Annotated in this window: 22 protein-coding genes; 9 read left to right on the forward strand and 13 right to left on the reverse strand. The window is 64.2% G+C overall.

Going from position 1 to position 25,214, the window contains the following annotated elements; genetic code table 11:
* Positions 1-105: 105 nt before the first annotated feature.
* Both V8Z78_RS05390 and V8Z78_RS05395 read right to left on the reverse strand, forming a co-directional pair.
* Positions 106-2,082 carry an Hsp70 family protein gene (locus tag V8Z78_RS05390; protein ID WP_349731034.1) on the reverse strand — a complete coding sequence of 659 codons (1,977 nt, stop codon included), beginning with the start codon at positions 2,080-2,082 and terminating at the stop codon, positions 106-108.
* A gap of 3 nt (positions 2,083-2,085) precedes the next feature.
* Positions 2,086-2,748 (reverse strand): DUF2760 domain-containing protein, encoded by a 663-nt coding sequence (locus tag V8Z78_RS05395; RefSeq protein ID WP_349731069.1) that lies wholly within the window; start codon positions 2,746-2,748, stop codon positions 2,086-2,088.
* A 469-nt stretch (positions 2,749-3,217) separates the two neighbouring features.
* Between V8Z78_RS05395 and V8Z78_RS05400 the strand changes: the two genes are divergently transcribed.
* Positions 3,218-4,129 carry a transporter substrate-binding domain-containing protein gene (locus tag V8Z78_RS05400; RefSeq protein ID WP_349731035.1) on the forward strand — a complete coding sequence of 304 codons (912 nt, stop codon included), beginning with the start codon at positions 3,218-3,220 and terminating at the stop codon, positions 4,127-4,129.
* A gap of 126 nt (positions 4,130-4,255) precedes the next feature.
* Here the strand turns inward: V8Z78_RS05400 and V8Z78_RS05405 are convergent, their stop codons facing one another.
* Positions 4,256-5,173, reverse strand: coding sequence for a LysR substrate-binding domain-containing protein (locus tag V8Z78_RS05405; protein ID WP_046461117.1), 918 nt, complete (start codon positions 5,171-5,173; stop codon positions 4,256-4,258).
* A gap of 169 nt (positions 5,174-5,342) precedes the next feature.
* Between V8Z78_RS05405 and hglS the strand changes: the two genes are divergently transcribed.
* The 5 genes from hglS to V8Z78_RS05430 all read left to right on the forward strand — a co-directional run bounded on the left by hglS (position 5,343) and on the right by V8Z78_RS05430 (position 10,184).
* Positions 5,343-6,758, forward strand: coding sequence for a 2-oxoadipate dioxygenase/decarboxylase HglS (hglS, locus tag V8Z78_RS05410; RefSeq protein WP_349731070.1), 1,416 nt, complete (start codon positions 5,343-5,345; stop codon positions 6,756-6,758).
* Positions 6,755-7,993 (forward strand): aminotransferase-like domain-containing protein, encoded by a 1,239-nt coding sequence (locus tag V8Z78_RS05415; RefSeq protein WP_003061802.1) that lies wholly within the window; start codon positions 6,755-6,757, stop codon positions 7,991-7,993. The genes hglS and V8Z78_RS05415 overlap by 4 nt, the downstream gene beginning before the upstream one ends.
* Positions 7,994-8,188: 195 nt before the next feature.
* A complete protein-coding gene (locus V8Z78_RS05420; RefSeq protein WP_012836954.1) occupies positions 8,189-8,368 on the forward strand; it encodes a hypothetical protein in 180 nt (59 codons plus the stop codon).
* A gap of 143 nt (positions 8,369-8,511) precedes the next feature.
* Positions 8,512-9,381 (forward strand): hypothetical protein, encoded by an 870-nt coding sequence (locus V8Z78_RS05425; RefSeq protein WP_349731036.1) that lies wholly within the window; start codon positions 8,512-8,514, stop codon positions 9,379-9,381.
* Between the two features lie 95 nt (positions 9,382-9,476).
* Positions 9,477-10,184, forward strand: a complete 708-nt coding sequence (locus tag V8Z78_RS05430; protein ID WP_003061796.1) for a riboflavin synthase — start codon at positions 9,477-9,479, stop codon at positions 10,182-10,184.
* Between the two features lie 57 nt (positions 10,185-10,241).
* On the opposite strand, the gene V8Z78_RS05435 is transcribed toward V8Z78_RS05430, so the two are convergent.
* From V8Z78_RS05435 to V8Z78_RS05450, 4 genes are all read right to left on the reverse strand, one after another.
* Positions 10,242-12,725: a heavy metal translocating P-type ATPase gene (locus V8Z78_RS05435; RefSeq protein ID WP_349731037.1), complete on the reverse strand. Its 2,484-nt coding sequence runs from the start codon at positions 12,723-12,725 to the stop codon at positions 10,242-10,244.
* Positions 12,726-12,828: 103 nt separating this feature from the next.
* The gene (locus tag V8Z78_RS05440) at positions 12,829-13,779 is read right to left on the reverse strand and encodes a 2-hydroxyacid dehydrogenase (RefSeq protein WP_349731038.1); all 951 of its coding nucleotides are present in this window, start codon (positions 13,777-13,779) and stop codon (positions 12,829-12,831) included.
* Positions 13,780-13,848: 69 nt separating this feature from the next.
* The gene (locus V8Z78_RS05445; protein ID WP_034361290.1) at positions 13,849-14,619 is read right to left on the reverse strand and encodes a class II aldolase/adducin family protein; all 771 of its coding nucleotides are present in this window, start codon (positions 14,617-14,619) and stop codon (positions 13,849-13,851) included.
* Entirely contained in the window at positions 14,601-15,482 is an 882-nt protein-coding gene (locus V8Z78_RS05450) for a TauD/TfdA dioxygenase family protein (RefSeq protein ID WP_279087470.1), read from the reverse strand. Before V8Z78_RS05450 ends, V8Z78_RS05445 begins: the two co-directional genes overlap by 19 nt.
* A 244-nt stretch (positions 15,483-15,726) precedes the next feature.
* Between V8Z78_RS05450 and V8Z78_RS05455 the strand changes: the two genes are divergently transcribed.
* Positions 15,727-16,380: a TetR/AcrR family transcriptional regulator gene (locus tag V8Z78_RS05455; RefSeq protein ID WP_003061787.1), complete on the forward strand. Its 654-nt coding sequence runs from the start codon at positions 15,727-15,729 to the stop codon at positions 16,378-16,380.
* 50 nt (positions 16,381-16,430) lie between these two features.
* Here the strand turns inward: V8Z78_RS05455 and V8Z78_RS05460 are convergent, their stop codons facing one another.
* The 6 genes from V8Z78_RS05460 to V8Z78_RS05485 all read right to left on the reverse strand — a co-directional run bounded on the left by V8Z78_RS05460 (position 16,431) and on the right by V8Z78_RS05485 (position 23,058).
* Positions 16,431-18,155, reverse strand: coding sequence for an acetyl/propionyl/methylcrotonyl-CoA carboxylase subunit alpha (locus V8Z78_RS05460; protein ID WP_349731072.1), 1,725 nt, complete (start codon positions 18,153-18,155; stop codon positions 16,431-16,433).
* Between the two features lie 145 nt (positions 18,156-18,300).
* Entirely contained in the window at positions 18,301-19,920 is a 1,620-nt protein-coding gene (locus V8Z78_RS05465) for a 5-oxoprolinase subunit B/C family protein (protein WP_349731073.1), read from the reverse strand.
* 5 nt (positions 19,921-19,925) lie between these two features.
* Positions 19,926-20,693: a LamB/YcsF family protein gene (locus V8Z78_RS05470; RefSeq protein WP_003061781.1), complete on the reverse strand. Its 768-nt coding sequence runs from the start codon at positions 20,691-20,693 to the stop codon at positions 19,926-19,928.
* A 20-nt stretch (positions 20,694-20,713) separates the two neighbouring features.
* The gene (gene pcp, locus V8Z78_RS05475) at positions 20,714-21,376 is read right to left on the reverse strand and encodes a pyroglutamyl-peptidase I (RefSeq protein ID WP_003061779.1); all 663 of its coding nucleotides are present in this window, start codon (positions 21,374-21,376) and stop codon (positions 20,714-20,716) included.
* 12 nt (positions 21,377-21,388) lie between these two features.
* A complete protein-coding gene (locus V8Z78_RS05480) occupies positions 21,389-22,342 on the reverse strand; it encodes a DUF979 domain-containing protein (protein WP_003074320.1) in 954 nt (317 codons plus the stop codon).
* The gene (locus V8Z78_RS05485; protein WP_034364184.1) at positions 22,339-23,058 is read right to left on the reverse strand and encodes a DUF969 domain-containing protein; all 720 of its coding nucleotides are present in this window, start codon (positions 23,056-23,058) and stop codon (positions 22,339-22,341) included. Before V8Z78_RS05485 ends, V8Z78_RS05480 begins: the two co-directional genes overlap by 4 nt.
* 293 nt (positions 23,059-23,351) lie before the next feature.
* On the opposite strand from V8Z78_RS05485, the gene V8Z78_RS05490 reads away from it, so the two are divergent.
* Together V8Z78_RS05490 and V8Z78_RS05495 are read left to right on the forward strand one after the other, a co-directional pair.
* Positions 23,352-24,029: a GntR family transcriptional regulator gene (locus V8Z78_RS05490; protein ID WP_012836944.1), complete on the forward strand. Its 678-nt coding sequence runs from the start codon at positions 23,352-23,354 to the stop codon at positions 24,027-24,029.
* A gap of 171 nt (positions 24,030-24,200) precedes the next feature.
* Positions 24,201-25,184 carry a TRAP transporter substrate-binding protein gene (locus V8Z78_RS05495; RefSeq protein WP_012836943.1) on the forward strand — a complete coding sequence of 328 codons (984 nt, stop codon included), beginning with the start codon at positions 24,201-24,203 and terminating at the stop codon, positions 25,182-25,184.
* The last annotated feature ends 30 nt before the right edge of the window (positions 25,185-25,214 follow it).

Below are 25,214 nucleotides of genomic sequence, written 5' to 3' on the forward strand. Positions count from 1 at the left end.
GTCTCGGCCAAAAGCGCAGCCGCAAACGAGAGAACAAAAGAGAGAACAAAAAAGCCCGCCAACCAATCGGCCAGCGGGCTTTCGCAGTCAAGCAATTCAACAGCCTTACTCGGCGGCCTCCGCAGAGGTCTCCGCGCGCACATCGAACTCCACCTTCCAGCGCTCGCTTCCGCCCACAGGCACGGCATTGAGCTCCAGGGTGCCGATATCGGTCACGCGCGCCGCCAGGGTCACGGGCACCACCTCGCCGGCCGCACGGCCGGCGGCGGGCAGATTCAGCTCGATCTCCTGCAGCTCCACCAGCTCTTCGGGCGGCCAGAAGTCCAGCATGGTGCCGACCTGATCGGTGCGGCGCACGGACGAGCCAAAGAAGCGCAGACGCACAGGCTCGCCCACGACCAGGCCGAACTCCTCGTCAGGCAGAGCGACTTCCGTGCCCTCCTCCATGCCGAACGGTGCCAGGCACAGGGCGGACAGGGGCGGCTCCATGCCAGGGATGGCGGGCATATTGCTCTCCACACCCACGTAATAGGACTGGGCCGTTCCACCGCGAATGCGCACGCCGCGGCCGCTGGTGGCGATATGGCCGTAATAGGCTGCACCGCGGGCCACGGCCAGATCAAGGTTGGCACCGTCCAGCAGGCGCGCAGGCTCGCAGGCCTCGTCGTCCAGCCAGCCGTTGATGACCTCCAGGATGCGCTGCTCGATCTGGGGCGCCTTGAGCACGCCGCCGTTGAACAGAATGGCCGTGGGATGCAAAAAGGTGGAGCCGTCGATCTGATCGCCGTCCAGGCCCTCGATCTCGGCCAGCGCATGAACCTGGCGGCTCAGAAAGGCCGCCAGATGGCGCGTGACGGCGGCATCTTGCGCATAGGGCAGGCCCAGTTGCGTGAGCGCGCCGCGCGCACGGGTCTTGGGCTTGTCGCTGACGGCCACCTTGGGGAAAAAGCCCTCGACCAGCATGGCCAGCACTTCGTCGCGTGTCACTTCGGTACGGATGCTGCCGCCGATGAGCTTGCTGCCCCGGCTGGGTACGACCACGGGCACGGCTTGCAGGCTTGCGTCAGCCAGCAATTGCTCCTTGGCTGCGCGGCAGCCATGGGCCAGCGCACGGGTTTGCCAGGCATCGAGCTGCTTGCCTTCGGCCGCCAGCTTGCGTGCAACGCCATAGGCCAGGGCCAGGTCCATGTTGTCGCCGCCCAGCAAAATGTGTTCGCCCACGGCAATGCGCTGCAGCTCCAGATTGCCATCGCGCTCCAGCACGGCGATCAGCGAGAGGTCGGTGGTGCCGCCACCCACGTCCACGACGAGGATGATGTCGCCATGCTTGACCTGCTTGCGCCACTGGCCGCCACTGGCCTGGATCCAGCTGTAAAGCGCGGCCTGAGGTTCTTCGAGCAGTGTCAGCCTGGCAAAGCCCGCAGCCTTGCAGGCCTCGGCCGTCAACTCGCGCGCGGCGGGGTCGAACGATGCCGGGATGGTGACGGTGATGTCCTGCTGGGCAAACGGGGCCTCGGGGTGGGCCTGCTCCCAGGCGCGGCGCAAATGCTCGAGATAGCGGGTTGAAGCGGTCAGCGGTGAAATGCGGCTGACTTCCTCGGGGGCATCGGCCGGAAGAATGCCGGCGCGGCGATCGACGCCAGGGTGGCAGAGCCAGCTCTTGGCGCTGCTGACCAGACGGATGGGCGTGGCCGCGCCGCGGCTGCGGGCAAATTCGCCGGTGATGAAGTTGCAGGGCGCACCGGGCAAGCTGCGCTCGGCTTCGGTCAGCTCGCTGTCGTGCGGCAGATAGAGAAAGGACGGCAGCAGGGGCCTGGCCTCGACACTGCCGGGAGCCGTGAGCTGGGGAATGTCCAACACGCCCTGCACCACCTTCTCGCCATCGCTGGCGCTCTTGTTCACATAGGACAGCGCGCAATGCGTGGTGCCCAGATCGATGCCGATACTGAACTGAGTGCCGGCAGATGGAGCATCGACTTGGCCAGCAGCGCTTTGCGGCTGAGCGGTGGCAGCCACGGAATCAGGAGCGTCCGCAGCTTGACTGGCCGCACCCGATGCGGCGATGGAGGCAAACATATTCATGGCTCACAGCTCCACTTCGGCTTGGGCGATGACCTTGGCGGCCTGAATGTCGGTGAGCTGGGGCAGCTTGACCTGCGTCACCAGCCAGCCGCGATGGGACAGCGTGCCGGTAAACGGAGGCTGGCCGACCACATTGCCCGTCAGTCGCACGGCAGCAGCGTCAAAACCGGCCTGCAAAGTGATGCGCGAGCCTTCGGCTTCGCTGCAAACGGGGGAGAGCGTGAAATGCTCGCGCAGCACCTTGCGGCAGCCTTCATGCACCACGCGCGCAGCCGCGCCGATCTCGGCATCGGTATAGGGCGCGACGTCTTCCTGGATGAAGTCCACAAAACGGGCCTCGCGCTGCATCAGGCCCAGCAGTTGCAGGGCGGCGCTATCGGTGGCGACGCGCTTTTCCACTTCGACGGTTTTTTCGATCAGCTTCTCGACCGGAACCTCGACGGTCTTTTCCACGATTTTTTCGACCGGCACTTCGACGCGAACCTCGACGATCTTCTCGACCGGCACTTCCACGCGTACTTCCCTGGGGGCGACGTCGGCGGCAAAAGCCTCACCGGCGCGCACACGGGTCACGTCGGCGGCCAGGCGACCGTTACCGAGAATGGCAAAGAAACTGCCGATCGCGATGGCGATGCGGCTCAGTAATGAGGGGGGGGGTATTGGCAGTCATGGAGTCTGTCTCAAAACAGGTTCACGCATGCAGAGTCATTCTGTGGCGCCCTTGCGGGCTGCGCTGCGCGAACCGAAAACGGAGCCGGACCAGGCGGCAGCGACACGGCCGGCCCTGGCGGCACAAGGCTGGACGCGCCGCAAGCGATGCGCGCGGGCCTGTGCAACAGGCGCAGATATTACCCAAAAAGCCCGGTCAGCCGTCCCGCTATGGCTTTGCCGCGCCGGCTGCCGCACCTAGACACGCGCTGCCGGGTCATACGCCGCAAGCATGACCTTCTTCCGTTTCATCGTTATGAAACCGCTGCCATTTGCCGGATAGTTGATGCAGGATCTTGACAAACAGGCCGCCCCGGCAACGGGTCTTGCCGATTCATGGGCTGCAGGCAATGCGCGGCACCATGGACGACCGCACAACAATTGCATTGCGTTTTCGATACGCCCACTTCCCGAGGAGACTTCCCCCATGCGCCTGATGACCGCGAACATAACGCTGGCATGTACCGCCCTTGTAGCCGCCATGGCCGCCTCCGGCGTCCAGGCCCAGACCGCCTCCGGCAGCACGCTGGAAAAGCTGCAAAAGACCGGCAAGGTGGTCATAGGCGTGCGCGAAAGCTCGGCCCCCATGGCCTATGCCATAGGTGCCAACCACCGCTTCACCGGCTACCACGTGGAGTTGTGCGAAAAGGTACTGGCCCAGATCGCGCCCAGTGCCAAGATCGAATACATGGCCATCACCGCGCAGAACACCATGCCACTGGTACAGAACGGCACGGTGGATCTGGGCTGCGGCCCCACGACCAACAACCTCAGCCGCCAGAAGCAGGTCTCGTTTGCCGTCACCACCTATGTCAGCCAGGTGCGCATGGCCGTGCGCGCAGACTCGCCTGTGACCTCGTTCAAGCAGCTGGACGGCAAGACCGTGGCAGCTTCGGCAGGCACCACCGCCGTGCAGTTGCTGCGCAAGTACAGCCATGACAACAATGTGAAGCTGCCGACCCAGCTGGGCAAGGACCATTTCGAGAGCTTTCTGATGCTGGAGTCCGGCCGCGCTGACGCTTTTGTGCTTGACGACAATCTGCTGGCCGGCGTGATCGCCAACTCCAAGGATCCCAAGGGCTACAAGATCGTGGGCGAGGCGCTGGGATCGGAGCCCATCGCGCTGCTGATGCGCAAGGACGATCCCGGCTTCAAGAAGGCCGTGGACGATGCCCTGGTGCGCATGATGAAGTCCGGCGAAGTGGCAAAGGTCTACGACAAATGGTTTATGCAGCCCATTCCGCCCAAGGAAATGCCGCTGAACCTGCCCATGAGCGAGACGCTCAAGCAGCTGCTGCAAGCGCCCAATGACAAGCCGCTGGAAGCCTATAACAGCTGAAACGACCGCAAGCCTGCGCCTGAAGTCATGCTTTATTGATAGCTGGTTGCGCTTGTTGAACAACAAGTTCAGGCATATTCATTGCTGAACTCATTGAAGGAGCTGCGCTAGCAGCTCCTTTTTTCATTACAGCGGCGCAGAAGAAGCAAACTCCTGCGCGACCTGCTTGAGCCAGCCCTGGAAGGCCTGCAACGGCGGATAGGCAGAGCGGCTGGTCGGCCAGGCCAGGTAGTAGCGCTCGGCGCTTTGCACCTCGGGCAGCTGCGGCAGAGCCTGGACCAGATCACCGGCCTGCAGCTCGCGCAGGATCAGAAACTTGGGCAGCAGCGCCACGCCCACGCCGGCAATCGCGGCCTGCGCCGCCGTGGCGAACTGATCGAACAGCATGCCCTGCATATCGCCGCCCTGGCAGCCCTGGCTGCCGAACCAGCGCTGCCAGGCGTCGGGGCGCGACGCCAGATGCAGCAGCGGCGCGTGCAGCAGGTCCTGGGGCCGGGCAAAGCCATGGCGGGCCGCCACATCGGGGCTGCAGGCCGGCACCACGGTCTCGCTCATGAGGAACTCCAGCTCCGCGCCCGGCCAGTTCGGCAGACCGAAATGAATGGCGGCATCCACGGCTTCGAGCTGGAAATCGAACTGCGACAGCCGCGTGGTCAGATTGATGGTGATGCCCGGATGGGCGCTGAAGAACTGCGGCAGCCGCGGCGCCAGCCAGCGCGTGCCGAAGGTCGGCAGGATGGCCAGGTTCAGGCTGCCGCCCTGCGGATTGGTGCGAAAGCCCAGCGTGGCATTGGAGATGCGCGCCAGGGCAGCGCGTATCTCCTGCGCATAGGCCTGGCCCGCAGCACTCAGGCGCACGGTCTGGCGCTCGCGCACGAACAGCTCGGTGCCCAGCCGCTCCTCCAGCGCGCGGATCTGGCGGCTGACGGCGCTTTGCGTGAGATGCAGCTCGGCGGCCGCCGCGGTAAAGCTCTGATGCCGCGCCGAGGCCTCGAAGGCGCAGAGCAAGGACATGGGGGGCAGAAAGCGACGGGATAGCTGCATGGCGGAAAGTGCTTGGGGATGAGGGGGCTCAGGCTCATTCCGTCCGGGTATGACCTGCAGGCCGGATTATCGTTTGACCAAAGTCATGACGGCGCAGAACATGCTGCATATTCCTGCGGCCCCGCCAGCGGCGCGGCCATTCCACGAACCCCTGCCCTTCTGTTTTGTCATGAGCGCCACGCCCCACGCCTCTTCCACCGCAGCCCGCTTTGTCAGCGTCGACGAGATCCGCACGCGCTTCTCGCGTGCCATGTCCGAGATGTACCGCAAGGAAGTGCCGCAGTACGGCACCCTGATCGACCTGGTGGCCGATGTCAACGCCGTGGCGCTGCAGGCCGACCCCGAGCTGCGCCAGCGCATGAACAGCAGCGGCGAGCTCGAGCGCCTGGATGTGGAGCGCCATGGCGCCATCCGCGTGGGAACGGCCGAGGAACTGGCCACGCTGCGCCGCCTGTTCGCCGTGATGGGCATGGAGCCCGTGGGCTATTACGACCTCTCGGTGGCCGGCGTTCCCGTGCACTCCACGGCCTTTCGCCCCGTGCACGACGAGGCACTGCTGGCCAACCCGTTTCGTGTCTTCACCTCGCTGCTGCGCCTGGAGCTGATTGCCGATGCAGCGCTGCGCGCGCAGGCCGCCGAGATCCTCGAGCGCCGCAGCATCTTCACGCCACGCGCCCTGGAGCTCATTGCCCAGGCCGAGCGTGACGGAGGCCTGGACAGCAGCGACGCCGACGCCTTTGTGCAGCAGGCCCTGGAGACCTTCCGCTGGCACAGCGACGCCACTGTGGATGCTGCCACCTACAAGGCCCTGCAGCAAGCCCACCGCCTGGTGGCCGATGTGGTGTGCTTCAAGGGCCCGCACATCAACCATCTGACGCCACGCACGCTGGACATAGACATGGCCCAGGCCGATATGCCCACGCGCGGCATGGATGCCAAGGACGTGGTCGAAGGCCCGCCGCAGCGCGCCTGCCCCATCCTGCTGCGCCAGACCAGCTTCAAGGCACTCAAGGAGGCCGTGCGCTTTACCGATGCGGACGCCGCGGACAGTTCCGGCGCCCATACCGCGCGCTTTGGCGAGATCGAGCAGCGCGGTGTCGCGCTGACACGCAAGGGCCGCGCCCTCTACGACGAGCTGCTGGGCCTGGTGCGCGGCATAGACAGCGCGGGCAGCGCCGCGCCCGACTATGCACACCGCCTGCAACAGGTCTTCACGCAGTTTCCCGACACGCACGAACAATTGCGCCGCCAGGGTCTGGCCTTCTACCGCTACCGCCTGACCGAGCAGGCTCAGGCCTCGCTTGCCCAAAGCCCTGCCGGTGCAGACCTGGAAGCACTGATCGACCGGGGTCTGGTGCAGGCCGAGCCGATTACCTATGAAGATTTTCTGCCCGTGAGCGCGGCCGGTATCTTCCAGTCCAACCTCGGCGGCGAGGAGCAAAAGCAATACCAGGCCCATGCCGCGCAGCAGGTCTTCGAGAACGCGCTGGGCGCGCGCGTGCATGACGAGATCGCCCTGTACGAGGCCTCCGAGCAGCAATCCAGGGCTCAGGTTCTCGCAATGCTGTCGGGAGCTGTGGCATGAGTCGGGACAGCGCACTGGCTCCCTTTGCCGCGGTGTTTGCCGAGCCTGCGGGGTCTCCGATACGCGAGCTGTTTCCCTACCTCTCGCGCCCCGGCATGATCTCGCTGGCCGGCGGCTATCCATCGCCCAGCCTCTTCGATGCCGAGGGCCTGGCCCAGGCTGCACAGCAGTCCATGGCCCAGGGCCCCGGCGCGCTGCAGTATGGCGCCACCGAAGGCCTGAGCGAGCTGCGCGAGGCCCTGGCGCAGCAGGCGCGCGAGCGCGGCATGCATGCGACGGCCGCCGACATACTCGTGACCACCGGATCGCAGCAGGCCTTTGACCTGCTGGTGCGCGTGCTCGTCGAGCCCGGCGACACGGTGCTGGTCGAGGTGCCGGCCTATCCCGCCACGCTGCAGGCCCTGCGTCTGGCCCAGGCGCGCATCCTGCCCGTTCCCATGGACGAGCAAGGCCTGCAGACAGAAGCCCTGGCCGATCTGCTGGCCGCACTGCCCGCCGGCCAGCGTCCCAAGCTGCTCTACACCGTGCCGAACTTCTCCAACCCGCGCGGCACGCTGCTGGCGGCCGAGCGCCGCGAGGCTCTGGTGCAACTGGCCAGGCAGCACGGCTTCTGGGTGGTCGAGGACGATCCCTATGGCGAGCTGCGCTTCGACGAGCCCGGCGGCATCCACCAAGCCATGCCGGGCACCGTGCGCGCCGCGGGCGAGCGGCTGGCCGAGCCCGGCTCCAACCCCGTCATCTATCTGTCCAGCCTGTCCAAGACCGTGGCCCCCGCGCTGCGCGTGGGCTGGATGCTGGCCGACGCACCGCTGCTGCGCCGCTGCACGGTGGCCAAGCAGACGGCCGATCTGTGCACCTCGCCGCTGACGCAGTCGGTCGCCGCCTGCTATCTGGCCAGCGGCCGCTACCCGGCTACCGTACAGCGCGCACGCCAGGAATACCAGCGCCGCATGCAGGCCCTGGTCCAGGGCCTGAACGCTGCACCGGACAGCGGCATACGCTGCTCGCGCCCCGCGGGCGGCATGTTCGTCTGGGCCGAGCTGGACCGCTACATCGACCCGCAAAAGCTCTTCGACGCCGCCGTGGCCCTGGGCGTGATCTATGTGCCTGGCAAGGCCTTCTATCCGGCCGATCCCGACCTGCACACGCTGCGCATGTCGTTTGCCGCGCCCGAGGTGCCGCAGATCGCGCAGGCCGTGGAGCGCTTGTGCCAGGCCGCCGCGCAAAGCCGCTGAGATAAAGCACCCTCTGTGCCGCTTCGCGTCTTCCCCCTCTCTGGCTTCGCCGGAGGGGGACGGCACCGACGCTGCGGGGCGGCCCTTGCGCGGCGCCCGGCCATGCACAGCGTCATGAAACAACGGACAAGCAGGGGATCATCTGCACCGGCCCGGGCCGCGCGGCATAATCGGGGCTCAGACATCTTCTTAGCCATGGCCTGCCTGCACCTGTCCACCGCTGCCCGCCTGCGCCGCTCTGCCCTTGCTGCAGAGCTGCCCGCGCGTGCCTGCGTGCTGCGTGCGCTGCACACACGCCGCCATGGCATTCCCACCGCATTCGTGAGCCTGAGCGGTGTCACGGCCATGCTTTCCGCCGCCGTGCGGATGGCTTGAAGCACACAGCTCACATCCTCCGCACGGCCTTCCCAAACAGCATTTCCCTGGTGCATGGGAGAGGTACGTCCACGTCTAAGGCGTCCGCACTGTCACGCGCACCGCATCTTGCTCAAAGGACGATCCGGAGGTCAGCCATGGACATGGAACTCACTCAAAATTTCTTGCGCGGCAAAAACCCATGTGCCATGGGCTACCGCTGGTTTGTGCGCAACAACCTGGCCGGCGGCGACTACCAGGCGGCCATGGACACCCAGGTAGCCGCAGGCCGCGTGGAAGATGCACGCTGGCTGCTGGAGAACTTCGGCTCCACCAACAGCGTGCTGGAGCTCGAGCATCTGGAGGCCGACCACTTCGTCTATGCCGGCACGCTGATCGTGCACGGCGATGTGCGCGTCCCCGGCCAGCTGCTGGTGGGTCGCAGCCTGGAGGCGGGCGGCGGCATACGCGCGGGCAAGCTGGAAGCGGGCGAAGAGATTCAATGCGGCGGCGCCATCTTTGCCGGTGAATTGCTCCAGGCCGGCGGCAGCATCAAGGCGGCCTGGAGCGTGGAGGTGCAAGGCGAGGTGCGCGCCGAAGACCTGCGCTGCGGCTGGGAGCTGCGCGGCGGCGGCCATGTAAAGCTCAAAGGCAATGCCCATATCGGCCAGGAGGTGCAGGTGCAAGGCGATATGCACTGCGGCAAGGGCCTGAAAGCAGGCGGCGCCATCGAGGTGCAGGGCCTGCTCGATGTAGGCCATGGCATTGCCGGCAATGACGGCATTCTGTGCGGCAACCATATTCAGGCCGGCTGGGGCATCAAGGCACAGGGCGATATCCGCGCGACCTGCAGCATCCGCAGCGGCGAGACCCTGCAGGCCGATGGCGAGATCGCGGCCGGCCCGGGCTACGGCGTGTTTGCCGGCATGAATGTGCAGATGCAGGCCTGGCCCGACTGCGCCTGGGTGCGCGCGCTCAAAAAGCCCGAGGCGCTGATCAGCGGCTTCTGGGAAGGCCGGCCGGCCTTCGCCTAGACGCTGGTCGGGTTAAGGTGCAAGCAGGCAAAATAGCTTTTTTGACCCAAGGCCAGCGCCCGGCGCCCGCCTGTTGATAAAAGAGAGTCTGCCCCGTGTTTACCGGCATCATTCAGGCCGTGGCAAAGATTGCCGCGCTGCGCGACCAGGACGGCCTGCGCACCTTCATCATGGAGTTTCCCGAAGGCTTCTGCCAGGATCTGGCCATTGGCGCCAGTGTCTCGCACGACGGCGTCTGCCTGACGGTGACCGAAAACCTCTCGCCCACCAGCGCCAGCTTTGATGTGATGCTGCAAAGCCTGAACATCACCACGCTGGGCAGCTACAAGGCCGGCGACACGCTCAATGTGGAGCGCGCCGCCAGGGATGGCGCCGAGATTGGCGGCCACCCTCTGTCGGGCCATGTGGACTTCACGGCGCCACTGCTGGAGCTGATGCAGACCGAGACCAATCACAAGATCCGCTTCGGCATTCCCGAGGCCTTTCGCCCCTATGTGTTTGCCAAGGGCTATATCGCCGTCAACGGCGCCAGCCTGACGGTGGCCGAGGTGAATCGCAAGGAGGGCTGGTTCGAGGTCTGGCTGATTCCCGAAACCCTGCGCATGACGGTGTTCGGCGACAAGAAGGTCGGCGATCTGGTCAATATCGAGATCGAGCGCAGCACCCAGGTGGTGGTCGATACCGTGCGCGAGACCGTGGAAGCCAGCCTGGGCCGGCTCAAACCCGTGCTCGAAGCCCTGCTGCAGGAAAAAGGTCTGAGCCTGGACGATTTTGTGGATGTGCCGCAACTGCCCAAGCAATAGCCCCGGGTCAGAGGCAAGCGTCAGAACATCTTCCGGCGCCCACCCCATGCCCTCTTTTCAGAGAGCCGGTTTGAAGCGCTTGAGCCGCAGCGCGTTGGAGAGCACGAATACGCTGGACAGTGCCATGGCTCCGGCCGCAAACACCGGTGACAGCAACATGCCGTTGAACGGATAGAGCAGACCTGCCGCCACCGGTATCAGCGCCACGTTGTAGGCAAAGGCCCAGAACAGGTTCTCGCCAATGTTCTTCATGGTGGCCTTGGACAGCGCGATCGCATTCGGCACGCCCGAGAGGTCGCCCGACATCAACACCACATCGGCCGCCTCGATGGCGATATCGGTGCCCGTGCCTATGGCAATGCCCACATCGGCCTCGGCCAGGGCCGGTGCGTCGTTGATGCCGTCGCCCACATAGGCCAGCGTGCCATGTTCGGCCTTGAGGCGCTTCACGCTCTCGACCTTGCCGCCTGGCAGGACCTCTGCCACCACCTCGTCAATGCCCAGTTGCCTGGCGATCGCCTCGGCCGTGTGGCGGTTGTCGCCGGTAATCATGGCCACCTTCAGGCCCAGCGCGTGCAAGGCATCGATCGCGGGCTTGGTGCTGGGCTTGATGGGATCGGCCACAGCAATCATGGCTGCCACCTTGCCGCCGATGGCGGCATACAGCGGCGTCTTGCCTTCGCTGCCCAGGCGCTTGGCTTCGGCCGCAAAGCCGTCAACGCTCAGACCGAGTTCGCGCATGAACCGGTCTGCACCGATCTCCACCTGATCGCCCAGCACCACGGCACGCACGCCGAAACCGGTCACCGATGCGAAGTCGCTGATGGCCGGAACCTCCAGCCCCTCAGCCTTGGCTGCATCGACAATGGCGCGCGCAATCGGGTGCTCGCTGCGGTCTTCCACGGCAGCCACCTGCGCCAGCACGGCAGCGCGCTCAAAACCATCGGCCAGCACCAGGTCGGTGAGTTCGGGACGGCCACGGGTCAGCGTGCCGGTCTTGTCCACCGCCACCACTCTGGCATCCTTGAGCTGCTGCAGTGCCTCGCCCTTGCGCAGCAACACGCCCATTTGTGCGGCACGGCCGGTGCCCACCATGATGGAAGTCGGCGTGGCCAGCCCCATGGCGCAGGGGCAGGCGATGATGAGCACGGCCACGGCATTGACCAGGGCAAAGCTCAGCGCGGGATCGGGACCCCAGATCAGCCAGATCACAAAAGTCAGCAGGGCTGCCGCCATGACGGCCGGCACAAACCACATGGTGATCTTGTCCACCAGGGCCTGTATCGGCAGCTTGCTGCCCTGGGCCTGCTCCACCATGCGGATGATCTGCGCCAGCAGCGTATCGGCGCCCACCTTGGTGGCCCTGAATGCCAGCGCACCGTTCTGATTGACGGTGCCGCCCACCACTTCGGCGCCCTCGGCCTTCTCGACCGGCACGGGCTCGCCGCTGATCATGGATTCGTCAACAAAGCTGCGGCCTTCGATGACCTCGCCATCGACGGGAATGCGCTCGCCCGGACGCACTTCGATCAGATCGCCGGCACGCACCTGGGCGATATCGATTTCCTGCACCAGGCCTTCGCGACGCACGCGCGCGGTCTTGGCCTGCAACTGCACCAGGCGGCGAATGGCCTCCGAGGTATTGCCCTTGGCACGCGCCTCCAGAAAGCGGCCCAGCAGGATCAGCGCGACGATGACGGCCGCGGCTTCGAAGTACACATTCACCGTGCCTGCGGGCAGCCATTGCGGCACAAAGGTCGCGACTACCGAATAAGCGAATGCCGCCGAGGTGCCCACCGCGACCAGCGAATTCATATCGGGCGCAGCACGCAGCAGGGCGGGCACGCCTTTCTCGAAAAAGCGCCGACCCGGCCCGAACAGTACCACGGCCGTCAGCACGAACTGGATGTACCAGCTGTTCTGCGTGCCGATGCTGCCCGCAATCCAGTGATGGAAGGCCGGCACCATGTGACCGCCCATTTCCAGCACAAACACAGGCAGTGCGAACACGGTCGCAAAGATCAGCGAGCGCTTGAGCGACTCGCGCTCCTGCGCCTGGCGCTGGGCTGTGGCGTCCTCGCCAGTGGCGGCAACGTCGTGCAGCACGGGTTGCGCTCCATAGCCGGCCTTTTCGATCGCCGCAATCAAGCTGCTCACATCCACGCTGCCCTGCAGTTGCACGCTGGCACGCTCGGTCGCAAGATTCACCACGGCGTTCTGGACACCGGGCACTTTCTTGAGCGCACGCTCCACACGGCCCACACAGGACGCACAGGTCATGCCGCCCACCTGCAAGTCCACGCTTTGCGCAGGTACCGCATAGCCTGCTTTTTCAATCGCCGCCACGGCTTGCGGCAGGATGGCCGCAGCCTGCGCCGGATCGGCCACGGTGAGGCTGGCTTTCTCCGTGGCCAGATTGACCACGGCCTCCTGCACACCGGGCACTTTCTTGAGCGCCCGCTCCACCCGGCCCACGCAGGAAGCGCAGGTCATTCCTTCCACAGACAGCTCAAAGGCTCCGCTTTTGGTCAGTGCATTCATCGCGTTCTCCATTCACGTTGAAGGCAACTGTAGAGATTGACATCATGTAAAGGTCAAGCCCCCGGCAAAAACCTCTGCAGCAAGGGTGCAAACATGCGGCGGTTCAATCTGTGATTTCGGGCAGTCCGAAGTGCTGCAGCAGATACGCCTCGGCCTGCGCAAGCATGGCCTGCAGGCCTTGCCGTGTGGAACTTGCCATGTGCGGCGTCAGCACCGTATTGGGCAGATTCATCAAGGCTTCGGGCACTTGCGGCTCATGCACGAACACATCGAGCGCCGCAGCCGCAATCGTGCGTTCCTGCAACGCCTGCCGAAGCGCCTGTTCATCCACGATGGAACCACGCCCCACATTCACCAGCACGCCCTGCGGGCCCAGGGCCTGAAGCACGCGGGCATCGATCAGCCCTCGGGTTGCAGGACCACCGCTGGCGCAGACCACGAGAAAATCCACATCTGCGGCCAGCTCCAGCACACTGTCACACCAGCGGTACGGCACATCGTTCTTGGGAGCGCGCCCCGTATAGGCAATCGACATATCAAAGGCCTGCGAGCGCCTAGCCACAGCACGGCCGATGCGCCCCAGGCCGACGATGCCCATGCGCTGCCCCGAAAAACGCAAGGTGGGTGGATACCGTCCCCGCAGCCAGCGACCGTGTCGCACAAACTCATGGGCCTGCACAATCTCGCGCGTGGCAGCCAGCAGCAAAGCCAGCGCGTGATCGGCGATATCTTCGGCAGAGATAGCTGGCGTGTTGCGCACCTTGATGCCCATCTGCTCTGCTGCGTCGAGATCGATGCCGTCCATGCCCACGCCAATGACCACGATCAGCTCCAGTGCAGGCCACTGCAGCAACTGCTCGCTGCCGATGACGGACTGCGCATTGCACAGCATGGCGCGCACCTGGCCGGACAGCGAGCTGCTGCGGAAGCTATCAAGCGCAGCCGCGTCAAGCAGCTCGAACTGCAGCTGCAGTCTTTCGCGCATGGCTGGCGTCAGCGCCGTGTGCAGCAGCAGCCGGGGACGCTGCGGGAGCGGTGATTCATGAATGGACATAAGAGAGCTTTCGGCAGATCGATGCAGTCCTGGCTTCCCGCTCTCAGCGGGCGGGAAGCCAGAGCGGGCTTAGTCCAGCACGCGGGGATCTCGGCGGATTTCCTCGCGGCACATGGCCTCCCAGAGGAAGGGAAAGCCGTTGAGATCGGTGCGCGCTCCGGTCGCCTCGATCACGGCATCGCTCAAGGGGGTGCCGCCGCCGAGCGCCTGCACCCGCCAGGCCAGGCGGCAGCGCCACTCCAGCGTGATGGCACGCAGATGCGCCTGTCGAATGCTCTCGCCCACCACCAGCGCACCATGATTGGCCAGCAGCGCCCATTTGCTCTGGCCCAATGCGTTGGCCACGGCATTGCCCAGCTCGCGCTGCTCCACCGTACCCCGGTATTCGTCATAGACCACGGGGTCGGTATCGACCAGGGCCGAGGTCTGGTCATACACCGGCGGCACCTTGCCCGTGGCCGACCAGACCGAGCTCCATTCGGGATGGTTGTGGATGACCACGCGCACATCGTGGCGCTTTTCATGCACGTCCATGTGCAGCCGGATGGCCGGAGTGATGTTCCAGTCGCCCTCGATCACCTGGCCTTGCGCATCCAGCCTCAGGATGTCCGAGGCCGTCAGCTCGCTCCAGGTCAGCTCCCAGGGATTGGCAAGATAGCTGCCGTCATCCAGGCGCAGCGTGATGTGGCCCGCGATATGGTCGTTATAGCCTTCGCGCGAGAGCACGCGGCACAGCAGCGCAAGCTGCTGGCGATCACCGAGCGCTGGCAGCAGCGGCTTGCGGCCCGGACGCGGCGCATATCTGGACAGCAGCTCCCGGTTCAGTCCGTCGTGACGCATGCTGCCTCCTGTTCGTTGTGCTTCCGGGCGGCAACGCCCTGGCGTGCAAACACCGACGCACGGTGCATGCGACGCTGGTGCGGCGCATAGTCCATGATGGCGTTGTGCACCACGCTGCGGTTGTCCCAGATCACCATATCGCCCAGCGCCCAGCGGTGCTTGAACAGGAACTCCACCTGCATGCAGTGCGCATGCAGATAGGCCAGGATGGCACGGCTTTCAGCCTGTGGCAGACCATCTATATGCGTGACATAGGTGGGGCTGACGTAGAGCGCCTTGCGCCCCGTGAGCGGATGCACTCGCACCATGGGGTGCAACTGGCGACGGTTTTGCGCGACCACTTCCACATAGCGCTCATGCGTGCAGATGCCATGCTGCAGCGCCGCCGTCATGGGGCTGTTCATGTCATGCCAGGCACTCAGACCATCGAGGTACTGCTTCATCTGCGGCGACAGCGCATCGTAGGCACTGGTCATGCTGATCCAGCAGGTATCGCCTCCCGTGGGCGGCAGGATGCGCGCATGGGTCATGGTGACGATGGGCGGACTGGGCAGAAAGCTCTCGTCGTGGTGCCACATATCGGCGCGGTCGCCGAGCTTGGAGTCTATGACTGTGATCTGCTCATAGCCCTGGCCCAGATTGGGATAGAAGGTATGGACTTCGGCCTCGCCAAAATGCCGGGCAATCGCCAGATGCTGGTCGGGCGTCATATCGGGCACATGCAGCACCAGTGCTTCATGTCTGAGCAGGGCGGCTTCCAACTCCTGCAAGGTTTGCGCAGACAACGGGTCTGCCAGGTCCAGCTGCGGCACTTCGGCACCGATGCGCGGGCCGAGAATCCGAACCGAGATGGGGGATGACATGGGCTTTCTCCTCTATGCAATGTCTTGCCCGAGTGCAGTGCTTCTGTCTCCTTCACAGCGTCTGCCTCAGGCTCTGTCGGGCCGCTCCTTAGCGCTAGGATGGTGAGCTGCCTGGTACAAAGTCTAGGCAGAGGAGGTGCGTTTTTCCACTCGCATTCCAGCCCCATCAAAGACGTCGCAAGTCATTGATGGAAAAAGAAAAAATCAGCGCCAACAGATAAACCGAAGACAGGACTTGCATTTCATGGAAGCGCCCGCCACCCCACGCCCCAAGGACCAGTTGCCGCAACCGCGCAAACAGCCTGTGCAGGCACGCTCCAGAGCGCTGGTCGATGCCATTGCCGAAGCCTGTTTGCGTCTTCTCGAAAAAGAGGGCGAGGACGCTCTCACGGTCAATCGCATTGCAGAAGTATCGGGTGCTGCCGTGGGCTCCATCTACCAATATTTTCCCAACAAGGAATCCATGATTGCGGCAGTGTATGAACGCCTGCTCGATCAGGAATCCGAGCAGCTTTTCCAGATGCGCGAGCAGTTGCAGGGCCTGTCGCTCGAAGCCATATTGCGCCAGGTCTTTGCGAACATGATCCGGGTCGAGCAGCGGCTGCATCAGCTCAGCCATGCTTTCCACACGCGCTATCGCACGGCCTTGCATCTGGGCCTGTGGCATGCACCGCAGGCCAGCCGGGAGGAATTCATCAACACCACCTGGCTGCCACTGCTGCAGATGCATGGCTCGCAGGTACAGACCGACAACCTGCCACTGGCTGCCTATCTGCTGGGCCAGGGCCTGCGCGAGATCATTCACAGTGCCGTGCACGATGTGCCGCAGCAGGCCCGCTCACCCGAGTTTCTCGACGCACTGGTGGCCATGGCCATGAGCTGCGTGAAGCGAGGCTAGAAAAACAAAGCGCGACACAGAGGTCGCGCTTCGAACGGGGCTGGCTATGCCTATCGGATATGCGCGATCACGGCACCCAAGGTCTGTGCAGAGCCTGCCTGTGCGGCCAATGTGACACGACCGCTCTTGTGGGCCGAGACCTGCATTTCCATTTTCATGGCTTCCATCACGGCGATCACATCGCCTTCCTTGACCTCGTCGCCATCGGCGACCTTCCAGGCATGCAGATTGCCGGCAATCGGCGAGATGACCGCCTCAGGGTCCACGCTTTGCTGCGTGACGGACTGAGACACGCCAGTCGTCGGCGCGGACAGACCTTGCAGCAGCATGGCGGGCAGGCCCAGTTGCACGCGGCGGCCGTCGATCTCGATGGCGGTGCGCAGCAGGCTGGTATCGGCCACAGGTTCGGCGCGGGCAGCCGCTGCCAGCGGCTCGGCAAACTCGGTCTCGATCCAGCGGGTGTGGACATTGAAACCAGCAGTCCCCACAAAGTCGGCCTGATTCAGCACGGCCTTGTGGAAAGGCAGCACCGAAGCCACGCCCTCGATGCGGAACTCGGCCAGCGCACGTCGGGCGCGGGCCAGGGCCTGCTCACGCGTGGCCCCGGTGACGATGAGCTTGGCCATCATGGAGTCGAACGTGCCGGGGATCACCGAACCGGTTTCGACGCCCGAATCGAGTCGCACGCCCGGCCCCGAAGGAGGGGCAAAGCGCGTGATCAGACCCGGTGTGGGCAGAAAGCCGCGTCCCACATCTTCGGCATTGATGCGGAACTCGATGGAATGGGCCCGTGGTGCAGGAGTCTGCGTGAAAGACAGCGGCAAGCCGTCGGCCACGCGCAGCTGTTCCTGCACCAGATCGATGCCCGTGGTTTCCTCGGTCACGGTGTGCTCGACCTGCAAGCGGGTATTGACCTCGAGGAAGGAGATGGCGCCATTGCCGCTGAGCAGAAATTCCACGGTTCCGGCGCTGATATAGCCTGCCTGCGCACAGATGGCTCTGGCTGCGCTGTGAATGCGTTCACGCTGCGCCTCGGTGATGAAGGGTGCGGGCGCTTCTTCCACCAGCTTCTGGTTGCGGCGCTGCAGCGAACAGTCGCGCGTGCCCAGCACCACCACATTGCCATGCGTGTCGGCAATCACCTGCGCTTCGATATGGCGCGGCTTGTCGAGAAACTGCTCCACAAAGCATTCACCACGGCCGAAAGCCGTCACGGCCTCGCGCACGGCAGAGGCATACAGCTCGGCCACTTCGTCCATGCGCCAGGCGATCTTCATGCCACGGCCACCGCCACCAAAAGCAGCCTTGATGATGATGGGCAGGCCATGCTGCTGGGCAAAGGCCAGCACTTCGTCGGCATCCTTGACGGGATCCGGCGTGCCAGCCACCAGCGGCGCTCCGACCTGCAGCGCAATCTTGCGCGCCTCGACCTTGTCGCCCAGCTTGGCAATGGTGTCGGGACGCGGACCGATCCAGATCAGACCCGCATCCAGCACGGCCTGGGCAAAGGCTTCGCTCTCGGACAGAAAGCCATAGCCGGGATGGACGGCGTCGGCGCCCGAGCGCCTGGCGATCGCAATCAGCTTGGCGATGTTCAGATAGGTGTCGGCGGGCTTGTCGCCGTCGAGGCCGTAGGCTTCATCGGCGCGGCGCACATGCAGAGCATCGATATCGGCATCGGCATAGACGGCGACGGACTTCACGCCATAGTCGGCGCAGGCTCGCGCGATGCGCACGGCGATCTCGCCACGGTTGGCAATCAGAACTTTGTTAATCATGGTTGCCACCTCAGGAAGCACAAGACAAGGATGCGAGACCGCCGCTGCCTGCTGCGCAGGCCCGGCAACCTGGTGAAACCGCTGCTGCGCAGCAGTTTTCGCCACGGTTGGCAATCAGAACTTTGGTAATCATGGAAGGTCCTCACAAAGGGGGTGTGAGTTCTTCAAAAGAACGAACAGGGTTAAAACGAATCCAGGCACCTACGGGAATCTGCCCCGCAAGGTCCAGATGATGGGGTGCTACGCAACCGATCACGGGATAGCCACCGGTCAAGGGGTGGTCGGCCAGAAACAGTACGGGCTGGCCGCTAGCGGGGACCTGGATGGCCCCCAGCGGCGTGCCTTCGCTGGGCAGCTCGCTGGTCACGGCGCGCGTCAACGCCTGCTCGCCGGCAAGGCGCAAGCCCACGCGATTGGACTGGGGCGTGACCAGCCAGCGCTGGGCGGCCAGCAAGGCCACGGCCTCGGGCGTGAACCAGTCGGTGCGCGGACCCAGCTCCACATCCAGCACCACCTCGCCGTCTGGGGCCGGCAGGTCCTGCACAGGCAGGGCCAGCTCGGCCACCACGGCATGGGCTGCCGGCTGCACCGCCAGCAACTGGCCACTGTGCAGAGCAGGCGGGCCGACATGGGCCAGGGTGTCCGTCGAAGCGCTGCCCAGCACGGGCGCCACCTCATAGCCGCCGCGCACCGCCACATAGCAGCGGGCACCGGCGACGGGTTGGGCAAGGCTCAGCGTGTCGCCATCGGCCAGCGCAATCGCGGCATGGCGTGGCGCAGACCAGCGGCGTCCATCGACCGTGGTGATGCAAAGAGGCGCCTCTGCACCGGTCACGGCCACCACGGTTTCGCCCACGCTTTGCAGGGACAAGCCGCCGCCTACCGTCTCCAGCACCGGCAATTGGCTGGCATTGCCGACCAGCCGGTTGGCCGTCTTGAACGCGGCCTGATCCATGGCTCCGGAGGCCGAAACACCCTGCCCGGCCTGGCCGTGGCGCCCCCTGTCCTGGAACAGCGTGAGCAGACCCGTGGCGCGCACACGCAAGGCGCAGCCATTGAAACTCGTAGCTGCTTGCGCCTGTTTGCTCTTGATCTCAGATACTTTTCCATCTGAAATCGAATCAGAGAAATCGCCAGAAGCTACTTTTTGAGTAGCAGCATCGACAAACTGCACGCGGTAGCCGGGCTGCAGCAAGGCCGGCAGATCGCGCGCCAGATCCCACATGGCAGCATCGGTGACGCCAATGATCTGCCAGCCGCCGGGGCTGGCCTGTGGATAGACCGCGCTGAAGCTGCCGGCCAGCGCCACCGCACCGGCCGGAACCTTGGTTCGCGGCGTGGCACGGCGTGGCACGTTGAAGATGGGATCCCCGCCGCTCAGATAGGCAAAGCCCGGCGCAAAGCCGGTGAAGGCCACCGACCATTCGCTGCCGGTGTGGCGGCTAACCACTTCCTCGGCTGTGATGCCCAGTATCTGCGCAACCTCGGCCAGATCTTCGCCGTCATAGCGCACGGGAATCTGCACCAGCACATCCGAGCGCTGCACGCTGCCGCTGAGATCGCAGTCGGCAATGCGTCTTACCAGTTGCGCCGCGCCGATGATATGAGGCGCGAACTGGACAAGAATGGTGCGCGCGGCAGGCACCAGCTCCTGCACGCCCTCTATGGGCTGGGTCTGCAAGGCACCCAGCAGCACCAGCGTCTGCTGCAGGTCGGCCAGCTCCACCAGAATGGCCTGGCGGTTGACGGGCAAAAAGCGCATGGAACTCATGGTGCTGTTTCCACAAAAGAGGTGATCTGCACGCCCTCCTGCTCGAAACGCTGGCGGATGTTGCGCGCAATGGCCACAGCACCGGGACTGTCGCCGTGCACACAGATGGAGTCGGCCTCCACGCGCACCAGGCTGCCGTCCACGGCCTCGATCACGCCCTCACGCACCAGGGTCAGCATGCGCTGGGCGATCAGGTTTTCGTCGTGCAGCACGGCTCCGGGCTCGCGGCGCGAGACCAGGGCGCCGTCGGGCGTATATCCGCGATCGGCAAAGGCCTCGGCCACCACACAGAGGCCCGCATCGCGGGCCCAGGCTATCAGGGGCGCACCTGCCAGAGCCATCAGCACCAGCTTGGGATTGATGGCCTTGATGGCATTGATCACATCCATGGCCTGGCGCTTGTCCTGGGCAATGGTGTTGTAGAGCGCGCCGTGCGGCTTGACATATTGGACGCTGGTGCCGGCCGCCTGCGCCAGGCCTTGCAGAGCGCCGATCTGGTAGATCACGTCGGCCACCAGATCGCCGCTGGCCACATCCATGTTGCGACGCCCGAAACCCGACAGGTCGCGGTAGGCCACATGCGCACCTACGACCACGCCGCGCGCCTTGGCAGCCCTGAGCGTGGTCAGCATCCCGGCCGGGTCGCCGGCATGAAAGCCGCAGGCCACATTGGCGCTGCTGACGATGTCCAGCATGGCCGCATCGTCGCCCATGCGCCAGGCGCCAAAGCTCTCGCCCAGATCGCTGTTCAAATCCATTTTCATCATTCGTCTCCCGGTCGACATCAATGCAGCTGACCTGCGTGTTCCAGCAAATCCTGCTGCACCGTCATGGCCGTATGAATGGCTGTACGTATGCCCTGGATCTGTGTGTCCAGCGCCATGCTGGCCATGCCTGGCTGGCGCGCCGCCTGCTGCGGCAGCGCAGGTATGTGAATAAAGCCGCCGCGCACGCCGGGGCCCGCACGGCGAGACAGCCTGTGCATCAGGGCATAGAACACATGGTTGCAGACAAAAGTGCCCGCCGTGTTCGATACCGAAGCCGGAATGCCCACATCGCGCAGATGGCGCACCATGGCCTTGATGGGCAGGGTCGAGAAGTAGGCCGCGGGCGCGTCGCGCACCACGGACTGATCGACGGGCTGATGGCCCGCGTTGTCCGGAATGCGGGCATCGTCGATATTGATGGCCACGCGCTCGGGCGTGATTTCGCTGCGCCCGCCGGCCAGTCCGAGGCTGATGATCAACGTGGGCTGCAGCCTGGCCAGCGCCTCGTCGAGCGCAACCATGGCCGCGCCGAACACGCAGGGCAGTTGCACGGCATGCACCACGCCATCAGCAATCAGCTCGCCGTCCAGCGCGCGCGCCACTTCCCACGAGGGGTTGACGCTGTCTTTGTCGAAGGGCTCGAAGCCGGTCAGCAGGATTCGGTGGGCAGCCTCAGTCATGGCAACTCTCTCTTAACGGAACATCAGGAAGTTGAGCAGGAACACATTGACGATCAGCAGCGTGATGGCCGTGGGAACCTGCGCACGGATGACGGCATTTTTGTCAATTTCCAGCAGTGCTGCGGGCACCAGGTTGAAGTTGGCCGCCATGGGTGTGAGCAAGGTGCCGCAGTAGCCCGACAACATGCCGACCGCAGCCATCACGGCCGGGTCACCATGGTAGACGCCAACCAGCACGGGCACGCCCACACCGCCCGTCATCACCGGAAAGGCCGCAAAGCCATTGCCCATGATGACCGTGAACAGCGCCATGCCGATCACGTACACGGCCACGGCCACAAAGCGCACATCCATGTTGATGTAGGTGGTGGTCACATAGGCCACTGCCTTGCCCACGCCGGCATCCGAGAACACCAGACCCAGCATGCCCAGCATCTGCGGCAGCACCAGGGCCCAGCCCAGTGCGTCGATCAGGCGGTGCGACTCGCGCAGGCCCTGCACCGGGGTCTCGCGTGTCATCTTGCAGGCCAGCACCAGCGCGATCACGCAGCCTATGCCCAGACTGACCAGCGTGCTGTTCTTGGGGTCGATCAGGGGAGTGCCGCCAAAGACCAGATGCTTGGCCGACAGCGTGCCCACCATGGTGATCAGCGGGATGGCCAGCGCCGGCACGAACAGCTTGTTGCCCAGGCGCTTGGCGCTTTCCAGGTACTGCGCATCGGTGCGCGGCTGGTGCTTGCCGCCCATCACGCCGCCGAAGCCGGCAATCAGGGCCATGACGACCGCGACCGCTCCCACCCATACGGGCGGCAGCAGATCACCGACGAGGAACACCAGCGCATACAGCGCCCAGAACAGGCCAGCCGAGAAACGGCGCGGGTTGCTGCCATCGCGCAGCGTCATCAAGGCCGTCACCGCCAGCACCAGGCCGACGAGGTAGTACAGGTATTGAATGGTGATGGTCATGCCGACTCTCCCTGGGCAACTTTCTTTTCCGCAGCAATTTCACGCGCCAGCTGCTTGTCCAGGCGATGCAGGCGGAAGGCATGGATGGCAAATGCCGAGATGGCCGTGGGAATGCCCCACAGCGCGACATGAATCGGCTCGACCTCGATGCCGGCCTCCTTGAGGAAGGTGGTCATCAGCACGATCGCGCCGAAGGCCACAAAGATGTCTTCACCAAAGAACAGGCCCACGTTGTCCGTGGCAGCCGACATGGCGCGCAGCTTCTCGCGCACCTTGCCCGACAGCTTGCCGTAGCGGTTTTCCGTCGCGCCTTCGGCCATGGGAGCCAGCAGCGGACGCACCATCTGGGGATGCCCGCCAAGGCTGGTCAGGCCGATGGCTGCCGTGAGCTGACGCGCTGCCAGGTAGACGATCAGCAGACGGCCGGCTGTGGCCGACTTGATGGAGCTGATCCAGTTCTGCGCATGCTGACGCAGGCCATGGCGCTCCAGCAGGCCGATCACGGCCAGCGGCAGCAAGATGATGAGCGGCAGATTGCGGGTCTTGATGAAGCCGGTCCCGATGGCGGCCAGAACCTTGTCCAGCGGAAAGCCCGCCGCAAAGGCTGTGCCGATGGCGGTCACGATGACCACCAGCATGGGATTAAAGCGCAGCGCGAAGCCGGCAATGATGATGAGCACGCCGATCAGCGGCCACAGGTTTACGTCTACAGGCATGGAAGCCTCCGGAAATCACGCCCTGATCCGCTGCGCGGCGGGCTCTACCAAAGACGGGAACGCTATCGGCAACCCCGCCCAGCTCTTTTGAGGAAGGCCGGGCAGCTCTGCTTCAGACCTGCTTCATTCCTCATATTGTTGAACAATCCATTTAGATTGATTCCACAAATGAAATTGTTTGCAGAACAAATAGACTTTGTAATAGAGCAAACCCTAGGTTGCACCACTCTTTGGGACTTCTCTGAGTCAACAGAACGATGGCTACACTCTGGCGACAGCCAAAAGGGAACGCCATGAAAGTCGCAGCAGAGGTCCAGAACCTGACCGAACGCATCGCCGAAGAAATACGCAGCCAGCTGGTCAAGGGCGTGCTGAGCCCGGGCCAGCGACTGTCCGAAGCGGCACTCAGCGAAGCGCTGGATATTTCGCGCAACACCTTGCGCGAGGTGTTCCGCATGCTGACCAAGGAAGGTCTGCTGGTGCACGAGCCCAACAAGGGCGTATCGGTGGCCGTGCCCAGCATGGCGTCCATCATCGACATCTATCGCGTGCGGCGCATGATCGAGTGTCAGGCCCTTGCACAGGCTTACCCCATGCACCCGGCGCTGACGCGGATGCGCGAGGCCGTGGAAAGCGGCCAGCGGCACAGCGAGGCCGAGGACTGGTCCGAGGTGGGCACAGCCAATATGGCGTTTCACAAAGCCATCGTGGCCCTGGCCGACAGCGAACGCCTCAACGAGATGTTCTCGCATCTGCTGGCGGAGCTGCGCCTGGCCTTCGGCCTGCTGCGCGACCCGCATTTTCTGCATGCACCTTATGTGAGCATGAACCTGAAGATTCTGCAGATCTTCGAAGCCGGCAGGCCCGCGGAGGCGGCACAGGAGCTCAGTGCCTATCTGGTGCATTCCGAACGCATCATTCTGGCCGCCTATGCCCGGCGTCTGGCAGAGGCGGGGATCAAGGCCCCTTGAGGGATATTGTTCAACAAAATGCCATTTTCAATAGAGGCAAAGCAATAAAACACCCTACGTTTCTTTGAAACTCGTTGAAATCCCTCATAGATGTTTGTTGAGACAAATGCTACTTTTGGCACAACTCTTGCCTGAGTTCATTCGTCTGCATCTCTTATCCGAGGAGTTCTCATGAAGCGTCGCATTTTCTGCGCCACCGCAACCTTGCTCGCCGGCATCGGCATTGCCGGTCATGCCATGGCACAAACCAAGTGGGATTTCGCCACCGCATACGGGCCTGGAAACTTTCACTCCAAGAACAACGAACTGTTTGTGAAGGATGTGGATGCTGCCACGGGTGGCAAGCTCAAGATCACGCCGCACTTTGGTGCGTCGCTGTTCAAGATGCCCGAAATCAAGCGTGCCGTGCAGACCGGCAATGCACAGATGGGCGAATTCTTTCTGGTGAGCTTTCAGAATGAGTCGCAGATCTTCGGCGCCGACGGACTCCCGTTCCTGGTGAGCAACTATGACGAGGCCTACAAGCTCTATCAGGCTCAGAAACCCGCGCTGCAAAAGCTGCTGGACAAGCAGGGACAGGTGCTGCTGTATTCCGTGGCCTGGCCTCCCCAGGGGATCTACACCAAAAAGCCCGTCAACTCCGCGGCCGATCTCAAGGGCATGAAGTGGCGCGTGTACTCCCCCACTACCGCCCGTATTGGCGAACTGATTGGCGCACAGCCCGTGACCGTGCAGGAGGCCGAGCTGTCCCAGGCTCTGGCGACCGGCGTGGTGGATGGCCTGATCACCTCCAGCGCAACCGGTGCCGACAACAAGCTGTTTGAAAGCCTGAAGTACTACTACAACGTGCAGGCCTGGATTCCCAAGAATGCCGTGACCGTGAGCAAGAAGGCCTTTGGCGCGCTGGACAAGAGCACGCAGGAGGCCGTGCTCAAGGCCGCTGCCGCTGCCGAGCAGCGCGGCTGGAAAGAGTCCAGGGAAGTGGATGCACGCTCGATTGCCGCCCTCAAGCAAGGCGGCATGCAGGTCGAGCAGCCCTCCGCCCAGCTCAAGGCAGACCTGGGCAAGATCGGGGCGACCGTGATCAAGGAATGGACGGACAAGGCCGGCGCTGACGGCCAGGCCATTCTCGACGGCTACAAGGCTGGCAAGTAAGGCGCAGATTGCATCGGCTCGCCCGACCCC

Origin of the sequence: Comamonas sp. wu1-DMT (genome assembly GCF_040187805.1) — a bacterium.
In the GTDB taxonomy this organism is placed as follows: domain Bacteria; phylum Pseudomonadota; class Gammaproteobacteria; order Burkholderiales; family Burkholderiaceae_C; genus Comamonas; species Comamonas thiooxydans.